At 67.3% G+C, this 20,789-nt stretch carries 8 protein-coding genes and 1 tRNA gene; 6 read left to right on the top strand and 3 right to left on the bottom strand.

The window, feature by feature from the left end; genetic code table 11:
* The first annotated feature begins 13 nt into the window (after positions 1-13).
* Positions 14-89, top strand: a tRNA-Ala gene (locus TabM4_RS04035).
* Positions 90-194: 105 nt separating this feature from the next.
* Here TabM4_RS04035 and TabM4_RS04030 read toward each other — a convergent pair.
* The 3 genes from TabM4_RS04030 to TabM4_RS04020 form a co-directional block, all read right to left on the bottom strand.
* Positions 195-3,716 carry a Hint domain-containing protein gene (locus tag TabM4_RS04030; RefSeq protein WP_434618780.1) on the bottom strand — a complete coding sequence of 1,174 codons (3,522 nt, stop codon included), beginning with the start codon at positions 3,714-3,716 and terminating at the stop codon, positions 195-197.
* 257 nt (positions 3,717-3,973) lie between these two features.
* Complete coding sequence (locus TabM4_RS04025; protein ID WP_434618777.1) at positions 3,974-5,176, bottom strand: hypothetical protein; 1,203 nt, start codon at positions 5,174-5,176, stop codon at positions 3,974-3,976.
* Positions 5,177-5,199: 23 nt separating this feature from the next.
* Positions 5,200-5,799, bottom strand: coding sequence for a polysaccharide biosynthesis/export family protein (locus TabM4_RS04020; protein ID WP_434618774.1), 600 nt, complete (start codon positions 5,797-5,799; stop codon positions 5,200-5,202).
* Positions 5,800-6,314: 515 nt separating this feature from the next.
* On the opposite strand from TabM4_RS04020, the gene TabM4_RS04015 reads away from it, so the two are divergent.
* The 5 genes from TabM4_RS04015 (at position 6,315) to TabM4_RS03995 (ending at position 20,789) form a co-directional block, all read left to right on the top strand.
* On the top strand, positions 6,315-12,644 hold the full coding sequence (locus TabM4_RS04015; protein ID WP_434618771.1) for a type I polyketide synthase: 6,330 nt from the start codon (positions 6,315-6,317) through the stop codon (positions 12,642-12,644).
* Positions 12,645-12,657: 13 nt separating this feature from the next.
* On the top strand, positions 12,658-17,241 hold the full coding sequence (locus tag TabM4_RS04010) for a MupA/Atu3671 family FMN-dependent luciferase-like monooxygenase (RefSeq protein ID WP_434618768.1): 4,584 nt from the start codon (positions 12,658-12,660) through the stop codon (positions 17,239-17,241).
* A gap of 5 nt (positions 17,242-17,246) precedes the next feature.
* Positions 17,247-17,900, top strand: coding sequence for a 4'-phosphopantetheinyl transferase family protein (locus TabM4_RS04005; RefSeq protein ID WP_434618765.1), 654 nt, complete (start codon positions 17,247-17,249; stop codon positions 17,898-17,900).
* On the top strand, positions 17,897-18,862 hold the full coding sequence (locus TabM4_RS04000) for a hypothetical protein (RefSeq protein WP_434618762.1): 966 nt from the start codon (positions 17,897-17,899) through the stop codon (positions 18,860-18,862). The genes TabM4_RS04005 and TabM4_RS04000 overlap by 4 nt, the downstream gene beginning before the upstream one ends.
* A 127-nt stretch (positions 18,863-18,989) precedes the next feature.
* Complete coding sequence (locus TabM4_RS03995) at positions 18,990-20,789, top strand: ABC transporter ATP-binding protein (RefSeq protein ID WP_434618759.1); 1,800 nt, start codon at positions 18,990-18,992, stop codon at positions 20,787-20,789.

Below are 20,789 nucleotides of genomic sequence, written 5' to 3'. Positions count from 1 at the left end.
TTCGACCTCCGGTGGGGTCATAGCTCAGATGGGAGAGCGCTTGAATGGCATTCAAGAGGTCGGGAGTTCGATCCTCCCTGGCTCCACCAAATCAAACCTTCATATGATCGTCGGCATGCAAGGCTGAAAGCATCGGGTATTACGGCCAATCGGTCGGTTGCAGGGCGTGCGCCGACGCGACGCCGTCTCTGCCGTCAAGCCGCCAGAAGAACCCGCGCCTCACGCGCCTTCAGGGTAAGCCGCGCCGAAGGGAAGGCCGCTTCCTTCGCGACCATATCCGGGAACAGCGACAGGATTTCCTCCGCCCGCGCCTGATCCATCTCGTCCAGCATTGCCATGGCGGGCTGAAAGCTCTCGGACCAGGCCCCTTCTGCGCGGACGATCTCGTGCCGGTCGAACAGCAGATGCACATAGCTCACCGCCATCGCGGCCATCCGTTCCGCCCCCGGCTGGCCCACCAGATGCGTCGCTGCCACCAGAACTTCTGGCTCGCCGAACAGGACCTCCGCCCGCGGACCCTCGATCAGCATCCGGTGCTGCGGCGATACCGTCAGGTCGCGCTCCGGCAGCCCGTGGCCAAGTGCCCCCGCAGCGATGCGCACTGGGCAAAGCTGTGGCCGCGCCAGCAGATCGGCCAGCCCCAAATCGCGCCGCCCCACCCAAAGCAGCGGGCGGAACCCGCCATCACGCGTCAGTACCTCGTCCCCGGCGCGCAAATCCTCTACCGCCACTTCTCCGCGGCGGGTGGAGATCAAGGTCCCGGTGGCAAAGCAGGGCACCACCATGTCGATGTTGGAGAACTGCATCGTCCCCAGCAGCGCGCCGTTCGTATCCAGCAACTCCACCGTGCCGCTGCGCGCATCGCCGGGGTTATAGAGGACATTCGTCCGCGACCAACCCCAGTCGGACAGGTCCAGCAGGTTGGTCCCGGCACCGCCATCCACCACATCCCCGGCACTGCCGCCGAAGATGCTGTCATTGCCGATGCCACCCAGCAGCGTGTCAGCCCCGTCCCCGCCGTAGAGGATGTCATTGCCCTCGCCGCCATCCAGCAGGTCGTTGCCAAGGCCACCGATCAGCGTGTCGCCACCCGCCCCGCCATAAAGCAGGTCATTCCCGCCCCGCCCGTCCAGCAGGTCATTCCCCTGCCCGCCGAACAACGTGTTGCCGGTGGCATCGTCGCCCCGCAACTGGTCATTCCCGGCAGAGCCGATCAGGTTCTCGACGCCCGAAAGGCTGTCGTCGGCCGCCTCCCCGCCCGATCCCGTCCCAGCCGCCAGATCAACAACGACAGCAGCGGCCGAGGCCGAATAATCCGCGACATCCACGCCCGCGCCACCGATCAGCGTATCCGCCCCGGTCCCGCCCACCAGCGTGTCGTTGTCATTACCGCCATCCAGCAGGTCAGCGCCAGCGCCGCCGATCAGCGTATCGCTACCGGCCCCGCCGTAAAGCTGATCATTCCCGCCCCGGCCATCCAGCAGGTCATTGCCGGTGCCGCCGAACAGGGTGTTGTTCGTCGGATCATCCCCCAGCAACTGGTCATTCCCGGACGTGCCGATCACATTCTCGATGCCCGAAAGGCTGTCGCCCGCTGCATCGCCGCCCGATCCCGTCCCCGCCGCCAGATCGACCACCACCGCAGCCGCCGAGGCCGAATAATCCGCGACATCCACGCCCGCGCCGCCGATCAGCGTATCCGCCCCGGCCCCACCCACCAGCGTGTCATTGTCATTGCCGCCAGAAAGGCTGTCGGCCCCGTCGCCGCCGAACAGACGGTCATCGCCGTCATCGCCCGACAGCGTGTCATTGCCCAACTCGCCCAACAGAGAGTCATTGCCCGTGCCACCGAACAGGCGGTCATTCCCCTCGCCCCCTGCCAACGTGTCATTGCCGCCATCGCCCAGCAGGGAATCGATCCCGATCCCGCCGATCAGAGAGTCATTGCCCTCCCCGCCAGACAGCGTGTCATCGCCCTCCTCGCCCGAAAGCGTGTCATTCCCCATCTCGCCCGAAAGCGAATCGTTGCCGGTGCCGCCGAACAGGCGGTCATCGTCATCGCCCCCCGCCAGCGTGTCGTTCCCGGCATCGCCATAAAGCGAATCCGCGCCGGTTCCGCCCTGAAGGGAGTCCGTCCCCTCCCCTCCGAACAGCGTGTCACTTCCCGCCCCGCCCAGAAGCGTGTCATTCCCCGCATCCTCCGCCGCGATGTTCAGCGGCTGGGTGTTGACGTAGTACTCGTAGAAGAAGCCCGAGGTCGTGCTGTTACTGTTCGTGCCAGTTGCCACCAAGGACAGCGTCGAATAGGGCACGTTGATCGTGATCGTGCCCACCGTCGCCGGGTTACTGCCGCTTCCCCCGGTCCTGGCCACGTTCCCTGATCCGTTGATCCCGTAGAACCCGTTCCCGTTGAACGTGACCGTCCCGTTGGCAACCGCTGTCGCAAGATTGACCGTAACCCCATCGATCTGGATCGCGAAACTCTCCGTCGTGTCCAGACCGTTGAACAGGATACGCCCGCCCGCCAGCGGCGCAGAGGCGGCATGGCTATGCGTCTCGTTCGAATCCCCGTTGCCGATGCGATAGCCGCTGACCGTGCCGTTCGTCGCTGTCGTCAGGTTGTTTTCGTTTGACCATGTCCGAACCGAGAAATTCGGCCGCCCCGAACTGCCCGTCACCGTCTGCGTGGCTTGGGTGATCTCGGTATAGCTTGGCGTGTAGGTGACCGCCGCCCCCGCCGCCCCGCCATAGATCAGATCGTTGCCATCGCCGCCATCCAGGCTGTCATTGCCCGACCCGCCGTCGATCGTGTCATTCTCTGTCCCGCCGAAGATCGTATCCGCACCATATCCACCGGAAAGGGAGTCGTTGCCCGCATCGCCGTGCACGATGTCGTTGCCAAGGCCCGCATTGACCGTATCCGCCCCGGCCCCGGCGCGGATGAAATCGGCATCCCCCGTCGTGCCCAAGAAACCCGTGGCATCGTTTCGATCCACCCGGTCGCCATCCGGATCACCGGTATAGGCCGTGTCGATCAGGTCATTCCCGCCCGTGCCGTCCACGATCCCGTCGCCGGTGAAGACCGTACCGCCCTCAAAGCCCAACCCATAGACGCCCAACGGATCGTTCGTTTCGAAATCGGTGCTGGAATAGGTGCTCAGGACCGCCGGGTCACCCGAACCCGGCAAAAGCGTCTGCGTCGTGCCGTTCGATATCCCGGTCGTCGCATGGCCGGTATAACCGTTGGTGTAGCCGATGTTCTCGTAGATATATTCGATGTCGAAATCACCGCCGCCGGTCGCGGTGATCACCACCTGAAAGCTGTTGGTCCCGCTGCCGGTATACGGGGCGACATTCAGCCATGTCACCGTGATCTTGCCTGTCGCAGGATCGAGGTCCCAATAGATGTCCCCGCCCTTCGAGATGTCGGCATCTGTCCAGAACGGCGCCAGCACCGGCTGACCAAGCGAGGTCAGCGACGTGCTCGGCGTATAGGTCGTCACCCCGGAATTGAAGGTGATCAGGCCATTGCTGCCAATGAAAAAGCTCGTATAGCTCGTGCCGTTGATCGTCATCCCCCCCGGCCCAAAGACCGAGGTGATGTTCACGCTGACAAAGCCATCGTCGAGGTTTCCGGTGATCGGTGCCGACCCGGCCTTGAAGGATTGCTCCCCATAGCCCGCGCTTCCGCCCAGCCCGGAATTCATCGTCGCCATTGGTAACCCACCCGAACCTTATTCCATCGCATCGGGGGCCGAACGTCTTGTTTTCGCGGAACCTTTCCGGAAGACAGAGGTCGGGCCATCCCTAAGGCGTTAACCTATACAAACGGATTGTGCGGGAATTTGGGCGTTTTCGGGTCAGGATTGCCCGCGCCCTGCCCTGCGCAGGGGATCGCGGCAGGTAAAAATGGAAGGAGCCGGTCCGGGATCATCCGGAACCGGCCCCTCGCCGACTGTCGCATCGTGGTGCCTCAGAAACTGCGGCCCACTCCAAGGAAGATCGAAGGCGATTCCGCCCGACCGCCCAGATCGTCGCGCGTCCGATAGGACATGCCGACATCCAGCGACGACGCAGGCGACAGCGCATAGCTGTAGGTCGCCACCAGTTCCGTCTCCTCGATCCGTTCCGAAGGCGCGTCGCTCACAGCCCAGGCGAAATCAAGACCGACCGAGGCGCTCTCGTTCACGTCCCGTGTCCAGCCCAGCTCCAGCCGCGTGTCCACTGTGGTTTCCGCAGCCGTCGTGTCGTAACTCGCCGACCTCGACAGGCTGGCCGTAATGGCCCCGTCCGGCAGCGGATTGGTCAGCGCCAGCGACGCGATCAGGTCGTTGCCGCCCAGATCCGAGTCCGTCACCCCGATCCGCCCGGTCAGCGACCCGCCATTGGCAAGCGACAGCGTCCGCCCGAATTCCAGAGTGACGCGGTTTTCCGTGCCGTCCGTCGCATGTTCTGCCGACCCAAAGACCGCGCCATTCGCCAGCGCCTGCTCCAGTTCCACGCGCGTCGTCGTCGTCTCGGTAAGCGTGCCCGGCTCCTCGACCTCGCGCTCCTGCCCGATGCTGACGGTCGCCCGCAGCACGTCGTTCAGCCGCAGCACGGTGCCCAGCGTCAGGCCATAGGTGTCCGTATCCAGCAGACCGGGGTCCGTCGTGTCACGATATTCGGTCGCGTCGAAGGTCCCCTCAAGGAAGATGCTCGCCGGTGCGGTCCGCAGCCCCTCATACCGCAGGGTCACGCCGTAATCGATCTCGGTCCCGTCCGAACCGGTCACGGTCAGGTCGTCGTCCAGCGCACCCACGTCATCCTCGACATAGCGCGCCGTTACCGAGAACAGCGCATCCGGGATCTCCCGCACATAGGAGAAACCAAGTTCGGGGCGGCCGAAACTCACCTCCGTCCCGGCCGTGTCTGGCGTGTTCTCGATCCGCAGATCGGCTGCCACATCCAGTTCGATCCGGTCCAGCGGCGTGATACTGGACAGGCCAAAGCTGAAGGTCGTCGCCGAGGTCGCGCTGGTGCCCTCCGCAGGCGTCGCCAGATCGACGTTGCGCCCAAGCTCGAATCGCTGGTCGATCCCGAAGGACAGGTTGAACCCACCCTCGGGCGCATCCTGCGCCGATGCAGCAGACGCGGCCATGATGGCCGCGCCCAGAAGAGATGAATGACGGATCAATCCCGGTCTCCGCATGAACCCGCTTACTCGAACAGACGGCGCTGCGGCACCACGATCACGTCGCCATCCTTCAGACGGGTCGCCCCGATCTTGGAGGTGCCGCGCTCGATGGCGTCATAGTCCACCGGATAGATGGTTTCGTTGCCCGCCTTGTCGACGCGGCGCAGTTGCAGACGCTTTTCGGCGGCAAAAGGCGAAAGCCCGCCCGCGGCGCTCAGCGCCTGCAGAAGGGTCGCCCCCGGCGGCACTTCAACGCGCCCGGCCGAGTTCGCAGCACCGATCACATAGATGCTGATCACGCGCGCAGGCCCCGTAACCCGCTCACGCAGGGCGCTCAGCGAGACATAGACCGTCGGTGCGGTCGCAAAGTTCGGTGCCAGACGCGAGGCGACATCCGCCTGAACCTCGGCCAGCGTCCGCCCGGCAGCAGGCAGAGTACCGACCATCGGCACGGAAATCTGTCCGTCCGGCAGGATCAACGCCGTGCGGTTCATCGTGGTATCTTCAAGCACTTCGATCGCGACAGTGTCACCGCGCTGCAACCGATAGTCCTGCGCAAAGCTCTGGATCGCGATGAACGGCAGCATCACCACGGCCAGAACCAACTTTTGCACAAATCTCATGTCACTTCCCCTTCCCTCTAACGGGCTTTTGTCGGCCCGCGTACCGTTCTGCCTGCCGAACGCGCCGCGGTCCTGACCGAATTCGGCATGAGACATCCCTCTTCCGGGGCTTTGCCTTCAAACCGCTTAACTTTTTCTAACGCAGCATCCTGCTCCAACACAACAGCCGATCACCGATCAAGCCCTCCGGAAAGGCCGATTGATGGCAAATTTGCCCCATTTTCCGGCCACGACTCCCCCGCGACACAATCGCCATCGCCTAGCGGTCCCTTGCGAGCACAGGCCATGAGGGAATAAATTGTCCAACAGGGGGAATGTGCCGCGCTGCGGCAGATACCGCAAAGTCACTCTTTTTACTGTCCGATGGCGGTCATCTTTCCGCCATAGAAGCCCGGCATCTCAACCTCCTACTGGGTGAAAGCCCGGTTCCGTACCAGTTCGCTTGATTGACGAGTGTCCCCTGCTGCACGCCGCCCCGCGGCGCGCATTGTCCTCGGAACGATCAGAAGGCCGACATGGATACGAGTGAAACGCACATCGCCATCGTGGGGATGGCCGCGCACCTGCCCGGCGCCCCCGATATCGCAACCTATTGGGAAAACCTCCGCGAAGGCCGCTCCGCCGTGCGCCGCCTCTCGCCCGAGGAACTGGCCGCGGCGGGCGAAAGCCCGGCCACGCTGAAGAATCCCAACTACGTGCCTTTCGCCGCCCCTCTCGACGGCTTCGACCTTTTCGACGCCGAATTCTTCGGCTTCTCTCCCAAGGAAGCCGCGATTCTCGATCCGCAGCATCGTCACTTCCTCGAAACCGCTTGGGAGGCGCTGGAAACCGCAGGCCACCCGCCCGAAAGCTTCAAGGGACGCATCGGCGTCTTCGCGGGCTGCGGCATGGGCAGCTACTTCTACTTCAACCTTTGTTCCAACCGGTCGCTGGTGGAAAGCACGGGCATGTTCCTGCTGCGCCATACAGGCAACGACAAGGACTTCCTCTCCACCCGCGTCAGCCACATCTTCGACCTCAAGGGTCCCTCCCTCTCGGTCCAGACCGCCTGCTCCACCTCGCTGGTGGCGGTGCATTATGCCGTGCAGGCGCTCCTCAACGGCGAATGCGACATGGCGCTAGCGGGCGGCGTCACCATCGAACTGCCGCAAAACCGCGGCTACATCTATAAGGAAGGCGAGGTCCTCTCACCCGACGGCGTCTGCCATGCCTTCGACCATCGCGGTCAGGGCACCGTCTTCGGCTCTGGCGCAGGGACCGTCATCCTGCGGCGTCTGGAAGATGCCATCGCCGATGGCGACCATATCTGGGCCGTCATCCGCGGCACCGCCGTCAACAATGACGGCGCGGCCAAGGCGGGCTACCTCGCCCCCTCGGTCGAAGGTCAGGCCGCCTGCGTGGCTGAGGCGCTGGAAGTCGCGGGCGTGACCGCCGACACCGTCGACTACATCGAATGCCACGGCACCGGCACCTATCTGGGCGACCCGATCGAGGTCGCCGCTCTGACCGAGGCCTTCCGCCGCACCACCCCCGACACGGGCTTCGCGCGCATCGGAAGCGTCAAGACGAACATCGGCCATCTCGACACCGCCGCAGGCGTGGCCTCGCTCATCAAGACGACGCTGGCGCTCCACAACCGCCAGATGCCCCCCTCGTTGAACTTCGAGGCACCGAACCCCGCCATCGACTTCGACACCAGCCCTTTCCGCGTCAATGACCGCCTGACCGACTGGCCCCGCCGCAAGGGGCCGCGCCGCGCGGGCATCAACTCGCTGGGCGTCGGCGGCACCAACGCCCATGTCATCCTCGAAGAGGCCCCCGCCATCGCCGCCTCCGGCGAAAGCGACTGGCCCTTCCAACTCCTCGTCCTCTCGGCCCGCACCCCATCGGCGCTGAACGAGGCATCGCAACGCCTTGCCGCCCATCTGCGCGCCCATCCCGAACAACCGCTCGCCGATGTGGCCTTCACCCTGAAGGAAGGCCGCCGCGCCTTCGAACATCGCCGCGTCCTGGTCGCCGCCACCCATGACGAGGCGGCCACGATGCTGGAAGCCGCCGATCCGCGCCGCGTCTTCACCCAGCGCCGGGTGGGCGACACGCCCGATGTCGTCTTCATGTTCCCCGGCGGCGGCGCGCAATATCCCAACATGGCGCGCGATCTCTATGAAACCGAACCGGTCTTCGCCGAATGGATGGACAGGGGCCTCGCCATCCTCGACCGCCTGACCACCGTCGATATCCGCGCCCTCTGGCTTCCCGAACCTGGGACCGAGGCGCAGGCCGCCGAACGCCTCCGCCGCCCCTCGCTGCAACTCCCGCTGATCCTGATCGTGGAAATCGCGCTGGCCCGCCTGTGGGAAAGCTGGGGCGTCAAGCCCGCAGCCCTCATCGGCCATTCCATGGGCGAAAACGCCGCCGCCTGCATCGCGGGCGTGATGACGCTGGAAGGCGTGATCGGCCTCGTCCACCTGCGCGGCAAGCTCTTCGACACCGTCCCTGCAGGCGGGATGCTTTCCGTGCCGCTCTCCGAAACGGCGCTCGCCCCCTATCTGGGCGATCTCGACATCGCCTCCGTCAACGCCCCCGAACTCACCGTCGTCTCCGGCCCCGATGACGGGCTCAAGGCGCTGGCCGAGCGGCTCAAGGCCGACGGGATCGACACCACCCGCATCGCCATCGACATCGCGGCCCACAGCAAGATGCTGGAACCGATCCTCGCCGATTTCCGCGCCCATCTGGCCGGCATGACGCTCTCGCCGCCGCAGATTCCCATCATCTCCAACCGCAGCGGCAAACCCCTTACGGCAGCCGAGGCGACCAGCCCCGATTACTGGGTCGCCCACCTGCGCGGCACCGTCCGCTTTGCGCAGGGCATCGCCACCCTGCGCGAAAAGGCCGACCGCGTCTATCTGGAGGTGGGCCCCGGTCGCGCGCTGTCGACGCTGGCGCAGGCCAATGGCGTGATGGGCGGGCAATCCGTCCCCTCCAGCCTCCGCCACCCCGACGACAAGACCTCCGACGACCGCCACTTCATCGCCACGCTGGGCCGCCTCTGGGCCTGCGGCGCGGCGACGGACTGGACGCAACTCTGGGGCGAGGCCCGCCGTCACCGCGTGCCGCTGCCCACCTATCCCTTCCAGCGCGCGCGCTATTTCATCGAACCGGGCCTGCCCGCGACGATGGAGGATGCCGAAACGCTGCCCTCCCGCCACAGCGCCGTGGCCGATTTCGGCTATCGCCTCGCATGGCGCGCGGCCCCGGCCGATTGCCTCGTCGATGTGGAAACCGAACTCGGCGCGCCCCTCACTTGGCTGGTCTTCGCCGATGAGGCGGGCCTTACCCGCGCCGCCGTGCAGCGCCTGCGCGCCGCAGGCCACCGTGTCGTCACAGTCCATGCAGGCGATGCCTTCGCCCGGACGGGCGAGGAAACCTACACCCTCGCCCCGGAACATGGCCGCGAAGGCTATGACGCGCTTCTGGCCGATCTGGTGCAACGCGGGCTGACGCCCGACCGCATCACCCATGCATGGCTGGTCACCGATGCCGAAACCTTCCGCCCCGGTTCCAGTTTCTTCCACCGCAACATGGAACAGGGGTTCTGGAGCCTCTTCTTCCTCGGTCAGGCCCTCGGCGAAGCGGGGCTGAAGCCCCTGCCGCATCTGACCGTCCTCACCTCCGGCGCGGCGCAGGTCCGCAAGGAAGCGCTGCCCTACCCGGAAAAGGCTGCCATCAGCGGTCCGGTCCGCGTCATGCCGCGCGAATTCCCCGGTCTGACGGCATCCTTGCTGGACGTCGCCCTTCCCGAAAGCCGCCGCACCATCCCGGCCGAGACGGTAAACCTCGTGCTGGAAGATATGCTCGCCAGCCCCGGCAATACCGTGGCCGCCCTGCGCGGGGCGCGCCGCTATGAAACCCGCATCGCCCCCGCACCCCTGCCGCAACCCGCCCCGGTGCCGCAAGGCGCGGTCTGGGTCGTCACCGGAGGTTTCGGCGGCATCGGCGTGACGGTCGCCGAACGCCTCATGCGCGACCATGGCGCAAAGATCGCCCTCATCGGGCGCAGCCTACCCCCCGCAGGCAGTGTCCGGGCGGGCGTCCTTTCCCGCCTGCAACGTCTGGGTCAGGTCCTTCCCCTCGCCGCCGATGTCTGCAACCCGGAAGACATGCGCACGGCCCTCGACCGCGCACGGAAGGAACTCGGCCCGATCCATGGCGTCGTCCATGCTGCGGGCACGGTCGATGACGCCCCGCTTCTGGGCAAGGACGCCGGTTCCGCCGCAACCGTCCTGTCGCCAAAGGTCAATGGCACGCAGCTTCTGGGCAGCCTCCTGCCCGATGGCAGCGTGGCGCAGATCGTGCTGTTCTCTTCCACCTCCACCCTGATCGCACCCGCAGGTCAGGCCGATTACGTGGCGGCGAACGAATTCCTCAACGCCTTCGCCAAACATCGCGCAGGCGGCAAGACCCGCGTCACCGCCATCGACTGGGGCATCTGGTCCGGCATCGGCATGGCCGCCGACGCCGCCGCCAAACGCTCCGACGGCGCGGCCGAGGCTCCGCTTCCCGGTCTGACCATCCTCGACCGCATGTCGCAAGAGGGTGAAACCACGCGCTTTTCAGCCACCCTCACGCCGTCGCACTGGGTGATGGATGACCACCGCCTGAAGGACGGCACCGCCATCCTTCCCGGCGCCGCATGGCCCGAGATCGCGGCAGAGGCGCTGTCGGCCATCGGACAATCCGCCCGCTTCACCCTTTCCGGTCTCACCGTCTTCCGCCCCATCCGGCTGGAGGCCGACGCCCCGCGCGACCTGCGCGTGACGCTCACCCGCCAGAAGGGCGGCGGCTATCGGCTGCAGGCCCGCACCCGCGAAACCGCAGGCTGGGCACTGGCGGTCGAGGCCGACATCGCGCCGCATTCCGAACAGCCCGGCACGCTGGACCTTTCCCCCATCGCCGCCCGCTGCCCCGACCGCAAGGCCGCCCGTGACGGCGTGGCCCTGCCCTCGGCGCAGGAGGACCGCATCGCCTTCGGCCCGCGCTGGCAGGTGATCCGCGCCACGGCGCTGGGTCAGGGCGAAGGTCTGGCCACCCTCGCCCTGCCGCCCCATGCGACGGGCGACACTGCAGGCACCCCACTTCACCCCGCGCTCTACGACATCGGCACGGGCTGGGGCCTCGCCCTCCTGCCCGAGGCACCGGAAGGCGAACTCTGGGTTCCCGTCACCTCCGGCACGGTGCGCGTCCACGCGCCATTGCCCGCCGAAATCCGCAGCTGGGCCCGCATCAAGGGCACCCCCAGCCCGGAAAACGCCAGCTTCGACGTCACCCTCACCGATCCATCAGGCAAGGTGCTGGTCGAAGTGCAGGGGATCACCTTCCGCTCCGTCGCCGCCTCGCAGGTTCTGGCCCGCCCGAACCCGCCCACACCCGCCGAGGTCGTGGCCGATGAAGGCGCCGCCCGCGCAGCCTCGCCCGCCGAACAGCGCCTCCTGCAGGCTCTTGAAGACGGCATCCGCCCCGCCGAAGGGGCCGAGGCCTTCCTCCGCGCCCTCGCCTCGGACGAGGCGCAGGTCATCGTCTCCTCGCTCGACCTGCCCGCGCTGGTCCGTCAGGCCGATGCCAGCGACCACCGCGACGAAGGCGAAGGTGCGGGTTTCGCCCGCCCCGATCTGGAAACCGCCTATGTGGCCCCCCGGACCGAGGTGGAACGCATCCTCGTCGGCTTCTGGTCCGAACTGCTCGGCGTCGGCGAAGTGGGGGTCGAGGACGATTTCTTCGCCCTCGGCGGCCATTCCCTGATCGCCGTCCGCCTCTTCGCGATGATCCGCCGCCAGTGGAAGCTGGACTTCCCAATCTCGGTCCTGTTCGAGGCCCCGACCATCGCCCGCTGTGCCGCCCTCATCGCCGAACAGATCGGCCCCGAGGAAGGCAAGGCCGCCGATCCCGCCGCCAAGGCCAACCCCGCCGGTCCGAAATACACCCATCTCGTGGCCATGCATGGCGGCGACGGTGGCCAGCGCACGCCCTTCTTCCTCGTCGCGGGCATGTTCGGCAACGTCCTCAACCTGCGCCACCTCGCCCATCTCGTGGGCAGCGACCGGCCCTTCTACGGCCTGCAGGCGCGCGGCCTCTTCGGCGACGACAAACCGCACGACACCCTTGTCGAGGCGGCGACAAGCTGCATCGCCGAACTCCGCCAAATCCAGCCACACGGCCCCTACCTGCTGGGCGGCTTCTCTGGCGGCGGCCTCACCGCATGGGAAATGGGCCGCCAACTCCGCGCCGCAGGCGAAGAGGTGGCGCTTGTCGTCCTGCTCGACACGCCCCTCCCGGTGCGCCCCGTCGTAACCCGCCCCGACCGGCTGATGATCAAGCTGGCCGAACTCCGCGCCGGCGGGCCGCGCTTCATCGCGGAATGGGCCAAGCGCCGCATCGAATGGGAACGCTCCCGCCGCGCCCAGCAGGCCGGCGAACCCGATCCCACCGTCCCCTCCTTCCACAACGCCGCGATCGAGGCCGCCTTCCGCCACGCCATCGGCGTCTACGAACTGGAACGCTGGGACGAGGGCCGCGTCATCCTCTACCGCCCGCCGTTGGAAAAGACCTACAAAGTCACCGGCGGCAATTACGTCAGCAGCCAGCGAGAATACGTGTTCCACGACAACCTGTGGACCCCCTTCGCCCCCAAGCTCGAAGTGATCGAGGTGCCGGGCGACCATGACTCCATGGTTCTCGAACCGAATGTCAGGGTGCTCGCCGCCCGCCTCCGCGCCGCCTTGGCCGAGGCAGAGGCGACCGCCACCCGTGCCCGTGAAGACGACCGCAAGGTCGCCGCCGAATAACAGGAACAGACCGATGACCCTTTCCGCCCTCCTCGTTGGCAATGAAAGCTTGACCGCCGAATGCGGCAATCTCTGGCTGGATCGCGGCCACCGCATCGCGGCCGTGATCACCCGCGAAGCCAAGGTCGCCGACTGGGCGGCGGGCCACGGCCTGCCCGTGATCGCCCCCGGTGCGGGTCTTGCCGCCCGCTGCGAAGGGCTTTCGGTCGACTGGGTCCTGTCGGTCGCGAACCTCTCGCTCGTCCCCGATGCCGTCCTCGCCCGCGCGTCCAAGGGCGGCGTCAACTTCCACGACGGCCCGCTGCCCGCCTATGCGGGCCTCAACGCCCCCGTCTGGGCCATGCTCGCGGGCGAAACGCGCCACGGCATCACATGGCACCTGATGACCAAAGGCATCGACGAAGGCGACATCCTCGCCACCCGTGATTTCGACATCGCTGACGATGACACGGCCTTCACCCTGAATGCCCGCTGCTTCGCCGCCGCCATCGACAGCTTCGCCGAGGTCGTCACCGCGCTGGAACAGGGCGGCCATCCGCGCCACCCGCAACCCGCAGGCACGCGCCATGTCTACATGCGCGCCGACCGCCCCGCCGCCGCCGCGCGGCTCGATTTCACCCGCCCCGCCGCCGATCTTGCCCGCATGGTCCGCGCGCTGGACCACGGCGCCTACCGCAACCCCCTCGCCCTGCCGAAGATCGAGGTGGAAGGCCGCCTCCTCGCCGTCACCATCGCCGAGGCGGAAACCGCCTCCGCCGCCCCCGGCACCGTTCTGGAAAGCACCCCCGCAGGCCTCGTCGTCGCCTGCGGCACGGGCTCCATCCGCCTTGCGGGCCTGCGCGCCATGGATGGCGCGACCGTCTGCCCCGGCACGCTCCGCGCCACCCACATCGCCTCGCCCAGCAGTGATGAGGCCGCGCGCCTGACCTCCGCCCTCGCCCCCGTGGCCCAAGCGGAACAGCGCGCCCGCGCCCTTCTCGCCTCCGCCGACCCAGTCACCATCGGCACCCCGCCCGGCGCCACCGCCGACTGGCGCGTCCTGCCCCTGCCGCTTGCCGCCGCATCCCCCGCACGCGTGGCCCTCGCCACCCTGCGCGCCACGGGCCGCAGCGCGGGCGACATCGCCATCGCCACCGCGGCCAACGCGCCGCTCCATGCCCTACCGTGGTTCCCCGCGCGCATCGCCGCCACCGGCCCCGCCGCCCGCGCCGAAGCCGCCGCCACCGACGCCATCGCCTTCGCGCAAGCCTCCGGCGGCATCGCCGCCGACCTCGCCCTGCGCGAACCGGGCCTGCCGCCCCTGACCCCGCCGCCCGTCGCCCTCTCCGACCGCGACGAACCGCTTGCCGGCAGCGCCGTCACCCTCTCCCTCACGCCCGCAGGCGCAAGGCTCCATTACGACGCCACCCGCCTGCCCATGGCCGAGGCGCAGGCGCTGGCCGACCGCATCGCCCGCATCGCCACGGCCATCGACGCCGCAGGCCCCGAGGCCGACCTCGCCGCCCACTCCGCCCTCACGGCAGAGGAAACCGCCCGCCTCTCCGCAGCCCTCGCCGCCACGGCCAAGGACTACGACCGCAGCCTCACCATTCCCGCTGCCGTGCTGCAGGAAACCGCGCGCCGTCCCGACCACACCGCCGTCATCGCGGGCAAGACGCGCCTCTCCTATGCCCAACTGACCGCCCGCGCCGCCCGCATCGCCAACATCCTGCGCGGCATGGGCGTGCAGCGCGGCATGCTCGTGGGCCTTGCCTGCCACCGTGGCGCAGACATGATCGCGGGCGCGCTCGGCATCCAGATGGCCGGCGCGGCCTATGTCCCCATGGACCCGGCCTATCCCGCCGACCGCCTCGCTCTCTATGCCGAGGATTCGGGCGCCCCGGTGATCGTGACGGAATCCTCCGTCGCCCCGGCCCTCCCCGACGGCCCGCAGCGCCTGCTTCTCGACACCGACCCGCGTCTCGACGCGGCGGCCACCAACTTGCCAGAGAACGGCCCGCAGGCCGATGACCTCGCCTATGTGATCTACACCTCCGGCTCCACCGGCAGGCCGAAAGGCGTGATGGTCACCCATCGCAACGTGATCAACTTCTTCGCCGGGATGGATGACGCCATCGGCACCGATCCGGGCACATGGCTCGCCGTCACCTCCATGTCCTTCGACATCTCGGTGCTGGAACTCTTCTGGACACTGACGCGCGGCTTCACCGTCGTCGTCGCGGACGAGGCAGCGAAACTCAGCCCCTCCGGCGGCCCCGCCGTGGCCGTCTCCTCCCGCCAGATGGAATTCAGCCTCTATTACTGGGGCAATGACGACGGTCAGGGGCCGAAGAAATACGAACTCCTGCTCGAAGGCGCGAAATTCGCCGATACCCACGGCTTCTGCGCCGTCTGGACGCCGGAACGCCACTTCCACGCCTTCGGCGGCCCCTATCCGAACCCCTCCGTCACCGGCGCGGCCGTCGCCGCCGTCACCCGCAACATCGGCGTCCGCGCGGGCAGTTGCGTGGCCCCCCTCCATCACCCGGCCCGCATCGCCGAGGAATGGGCGGTGATCGACAACCTCACCAACGGGCGCGCGGCCCTCGCCATCGCATCTGGCTGGCAGCCCGACGATTTCATCCTGCGCCCGGAAAACACCCCGCCCGCCAACCGTCAGGCCATGCTCGACAGCATCACGACGCTGCGCAGGCTGTGGAAGGGCGAGGCGGTGGAATTCCCGCGCAAGGACGGCAGCATGTTCGGCGTCGTCACCCAGCCCCGCCCCGTGTCGAAGGACCTGCCCGTCTGGGTCACCACCGCAGGCAACTCGGAAACATGGCGCGATGCAGGCCGCCTTGGCGCGAATGTGTTGACGCACCTGCTTGGCCAATCCGTCGCCGAGGTGGGCGACAAGGTGAAGATCTACCGCGCCGCGCTGGCCGAGGCCGGGCATGACCCCGCCGCCTTCAAGGTCACGCTCATGCTGCACACATACCTTGCCGCCGATCGCGACACCGCGCGCGAAACCGCACGCGGCCCGATGAAGGACTACCTCCGCAGCGCCGCAGGCCTCATCAAGCAATATGCATGGGCCTTCCCGGCCTTCAAGAAACCCCAAGGCATCGCCAACCCGATGGAAATCGATCTCGGCTCGCTCGATGCCGAGGAACTCGAAGCCATCCTCGACTTCGCCTTCCAACGCTATTTCGAGGAATCCGGTCTCTTCGGCACCGTCGAGGACGCGCTGGCACGGGTCGAAGAGGTGAAATCCATCGATGTCGACGAAATCGCCTGCCTCATCGACTACGGCATCCCCGCCTCCACCGTCCTCTCCGGCCTCATCCCGCTGGCCGAGGTGCTGCGTCGCGCCAACGGCGAGGCAGCAGATGACGGCTCGCTCGCGGGCCTGATCCGGGGCCACCGCGTCACCCACCTGCAATGCACCCCCTCCATGGCCCGCATGCTGGCCGAGGATGACGGCGCCCGCGATGCCCTGCGCGGGGTCAAGCGGATGATGGTGGGTGGCGAGGCGCTCCCGGGAAAGCTCGCCTCCGACCTCTCCACCCTCATCGGCGGCCCGGTCCTGAACATGTACGGCCCCACCGAAACCACCATCTGGTCCTCGGTTGAGGCGACGACGGGCGGCGACGGCACGGTCAACATCGGCCAGCCCATCGCCAATACCGCGCTCTATGTGCTGGACGAGGATGGCGCCCCCGTCCCCGATGGCACCGAAGGCGAACTCTGGATCGGCGGCGAAGGCGTCGCGGCCGGTTACTTCAAGCGCGACGACCTGACCGCCGACCGCTTCCGCCCCGATCCCTTCGCGGGTCAGGGCCGGATGTACCGCACCGGCGACCTTGTCCGCCGCCGCGCCGACGGGCGGCTGGATTTCCTCGGCCGCGCCGACCATCAGGTCAAGATCCGCGGCCACCGCATCGAACTGGGCGAGATCGAATCCGTTCTGGATCAGGCCCCCGGCATCCGCCAATCCGTCGTCATCCCGCGCGAGGATATTCCCGGCGATGTCCGCCTCGTGGCCTATGTCACCCATGACGGCCCGGTGGACGAGGCACGCCTGCGCGCCCATCTTGCCGAAACCCTGCCCGATGTCATGGTCCCGGCCCATGTCGTGCCGCTGGACAGCTTCCCGCTGACCCCCAACCGCAAGGTGGACCGCAAGGCCCTGCCCGCGCCCTCCACCCGCGCGGCGGCCCTCCCGACCTCCGATCCGGTCGCCGCCCCCACCGACAGCGTCGAGGCCGCAATCGCCGAAGTCTGGGCCAAGGTGCTTGGCGTGCCCAGCGTCGGGCGCTCGGACAACTTCTTCACCCTCGGCGGCCATTCGCTCTTGGCGGTGCAGGCGCACAGGGAACTCAAGGCGCGGCTCAACACGGCCCGCCTCGCCATCACCGACATTTTCCGCTTCCCCGTCCTGTCCTCTCTCGCGGCCCATCTCGGGCAGGGCAGCACACCGCAGCCCGCGGCGATCAAGCCGATGGAACCGGAACTCATCGGCGCGGGCGCGCCTGCCGCCGATCAGGGCGGCAGCCGCAGCGACGCCATGGCCCGCCGCCGCGCCATGCGCGAGGCGCGCGAACGCGCGAAAGGCTAGCGCGCATGACGGGAACAGGCCCGGATCAGGCGCTGGAAACGGCGCTTGCCTCCCTGTTCCCGCCCGGAACGGGCGTCGCCGCCCTTGCCATCGACGCGCCCCACCCGCCCCCCTTCCCGGCCGAGGAACCGGCCATCGCAAAGGCCGTCGCCTCCCGCCGCGCCGAATTCACCGCAGGCCGCGCCGCCGCCCGCCGCGCCCTCGCGGCCCTTGGCCTGCCCGCCACCCCCATCCCCCGCGGCCCCGACCGTCAACCGATCTGGCCCACCGGCATCGCAGGCTCCATCGCCCATGCCGCAGGCCGCGCCATCGCCGTGGCCCGCAGTGGCGCCCCCCTCGGCGTCGATATCGAACAGGACGCCCCCATCGACCCCGACCTCTGGCCGGTGATCTGCACCCCCGATGAACTCGCAGCCCTTCCCCTTGCAGGACGCGGTACCTATGTGCGTCACGTGTTTTCCGCCAAGGAAGCCATCTACAAGGCCCAGTTTCCCATTACCGGGGCGCTGATCGGGTTTGACGCGGTCGATCTCCGTCTCACGACGGAGGGTTTCGTTGCCCGGTTCCGCCAACCCCTCAGCGTCTTTCGTGCCGGGCACAGGATCGAAGGCCGCCGTCTGGTGACGGCGGGTGTCATTCTTGCAGGGGTAAGTCTATGAAGAAAAAAGGCATTCTCGCCCTCGGCGTCGCCCTCGCTGTGGCGGCGGTCGGGGCATTCCTCTGGCGTCAATTCTCCGGCCCTCCGGCAATTCCCACCCTTCCCGGTCTCGATGACGCGCAGATGCAGGCGCTCTATAACGATCCCCTGCCCGCCCCCGATGCCCCGCTTGCCGTCTTCCACATCGGCCACAGCCTCGTGAACCGCGACATGCCCGCGATGCTGGCCCAACTCGCGGGCGAGGGGCACCGCTACGAAAGCCAGCTCGGCTGGGGTGCAACGCTGCAATCCCACTGGGGCGATACCCCGGTGAACGGCTTCGAACAGGAAAACGCCCATCCTCGCTTCCGCCCCGCCCGCGAGGCGGTGGACAGCGGCGACTACGACGCCCTCGTCCTGACCGAGATGGTCGAAATCCGCGACGCCCTCCGCTACCATGACAGCGCCCGCTACCTCGCCCAATTCTCCGAGGCCGCCCGCACGGCGCGCCCCGATACCCGCATCTACCTCTACGAGACATGGCACCGCCTCGACGATGCCGAAGGCTGGCTCGAACGGATCGACGCCGATCTTCCCCGCTACTGGGAGGCAGGCATCCTGCGCCCCGCGCTCCACAAGGGTGCCGAGGGCCAGCGCATCCACCTCATCCCCGCCGGTCAGGCGCTCGCCGCCTTCGTGCGCGAGGTCGAATCGCGCGGCGGCGTCGGCAACGTGACCTCCCGCCGTGACCTTTTCTCTGACGACATCCACCTCAACGATCTGGGCAACTACTTCATCGCCCTCGTCCACTACGCCACCCTCTACGGCGACAGCCCCGAAGGCCTGCCCCATGAACTCCTGCGCGCGGACGGCACCCCCGCCACAGCGCCCGCCCCGGAAACCGCGCGACTTATGCAGGATGTGGTCTGGCGCGTCGTCACCTCCACCCCCTACAGCGGTGTCGCCCCCGCCGCAGGTCCGTGACGGAGGCGCGTGCGATCATCGGAAAGTCCGGCTCCGGCCTTTCCTTTGCCAGAATGCCAGTGCAGTAACCTTGGTAAAACAGCCCGATCCGGGGTAAGTCCCGGATCGGCAAGGCAGGAGCAGTGTTTTGTTAGACGTCTTCCGCAAGGTGTTCTCTCTTCTCGACGCGCAGGAAAAGCGCCGCTTCTGGGTGCTGACGATCCTGATGATCTTCGTCGCGCTGGTCGAGGTAGCGGGCGTATCCTCGGTGCTCGTCCTCCTCAACGTCCTTGCCGATCCCGCCAGCGTCGACACCAGTCGCGCCCTGTCCTGGCTGCGCGATTTCCTCGGCACCGAAACCGCCTTCTCCTTCCAGGTCGCGCTGGCCGTCATCGTCCTGGTGGTCGTTTTCGGCGGCCTCTTCATCAAGGCCCTCGGCACCTATGCGAACCTGCGCTATTCCTTCATGCGCGGCTCGGCCATTTCTTTTCGCCTGCTCGGTTCCTACCTGCGCCAGCCCTATGAATGGTTCCTGACCCGCAACAGCGCCGAAATCGGCAAGAACGTCCTCACCGAAGTCGACGGCATGACGAACCGCGTCCTGTCGCCCCTCCTGCGCCTCACCTCCAACGTGATCCTCGTGATCGCGATGCTCTGCTTCCTGCTGGTGGTCGACCCCACGGTCACGCTGCTCTCCGCACTCGTCCTCGGTGGAAGCTACGTGCTCATCTACCTCCGTCTTCGCGGCTTGCTGCAAAAGGCCGGGCAGGACATGGTCGCTGCACTTGGAGAGCGCTATCGCCTCGCGCAGGAATCGACCGGCGGCATCAAGGACGTAAAGCTTCTCGGTCTGGAAGCCGGCTACACAACGCAGTTCGCCGGTGCCTCGAACCGCGCCGCCCGTGCGCTCATCCGGGTCGGCATCATGTCGGAACTGCCCCGTTTCGTCCTCGAAGGCATCACCTTCGGCGCGCTGCTGGGCCTTGTCCTCGTCCTCCTGTTCCGCAATGACGGAAATATCGCGGGCATCGTCCCCACCCTCGGCATCTTCGCCTTCTCGGTGATGCGTCTCCTGCCCGCCCTTCAGCAGACCTATTACGCCCTCGCCAGCATCCGCGGCGCGCAGGCCTCGCTCGAGGCGATCGTCGCGGATTACGCCGCCGCCAAGGATGGCCATTGGGCAGGCCCCGAACCCAAGGGTACCTCCCTGCCCGTCAAATCCGCACTGGAACTGAAGGATGTCTCCTTCCGCTACGCCAGCGCAAACCGTCCCGCTCTCTCAAATCTCGACCTTACGATCCCCGCCCGCACCACGGTGGGTCTCGTCGGCGGCACGGGCGCGGGCAAGACCACGCTCGTGGACCTCATCCTCGGCCTGCTCACCCAGAATTCCGGCGAATTGCGCGTCGACGGCACCCTCATCACCGAAGAGAACCGTCGCGACTGGCAGAACAGCCTCGGCTATGTCCCGCAATCCATCTATCTGACCGACGACACGATCGCCGCCAACATCGCTTTTGGCGTGCCAAAGGACAAGATCGACCGCGCCGCCCTCGAACGCGCGGCCCGCGCCGCCGCCCTGCATGACTTCGTGATGAACGACCTTGCTGAAGGCTACGACACGATCGTCGGCGAACGCGGCATCCGCCTTTCCGGCGGCCAGCGCCAGCGCATCGGCATTGCCCGCGCCCTCTACCGCACCCCCTCGCTCCTCATCATGGACGAGGCGACCAGTGCGCTCGACAACATCACCGAACGCGTCGTGATGGAAGCCGTGCAGAACATACGCGCCGACACGACAATCATTCTGATCGCCCACCGCCTGACCACGGTAAAGGATTGCGACCGCATCTTCCTGATGGAAAAGGGCCGCATCGCCGCCGCAGGAACCTATGATGAACTGGTCACCGGCAACGCAACCTTCCGCAACATGGCGGTCGGCGGCTAG

Origin of the sequence: Tabrizicola sp. M-4, assembly GCF_051132405.1 — a bacterium.
In the GTDB taxonomy this organism is placed as follows: Bacteria; Pseudomonadota; Alphaproteobacteria; order Rhodobacterales; family Rhodobacteraceae; genus Paragemmobacter.
Note: the sequence above shows the minus strand (reverse complement) of the source record. Positions and strands in the feature narration are given on the sequence as shown.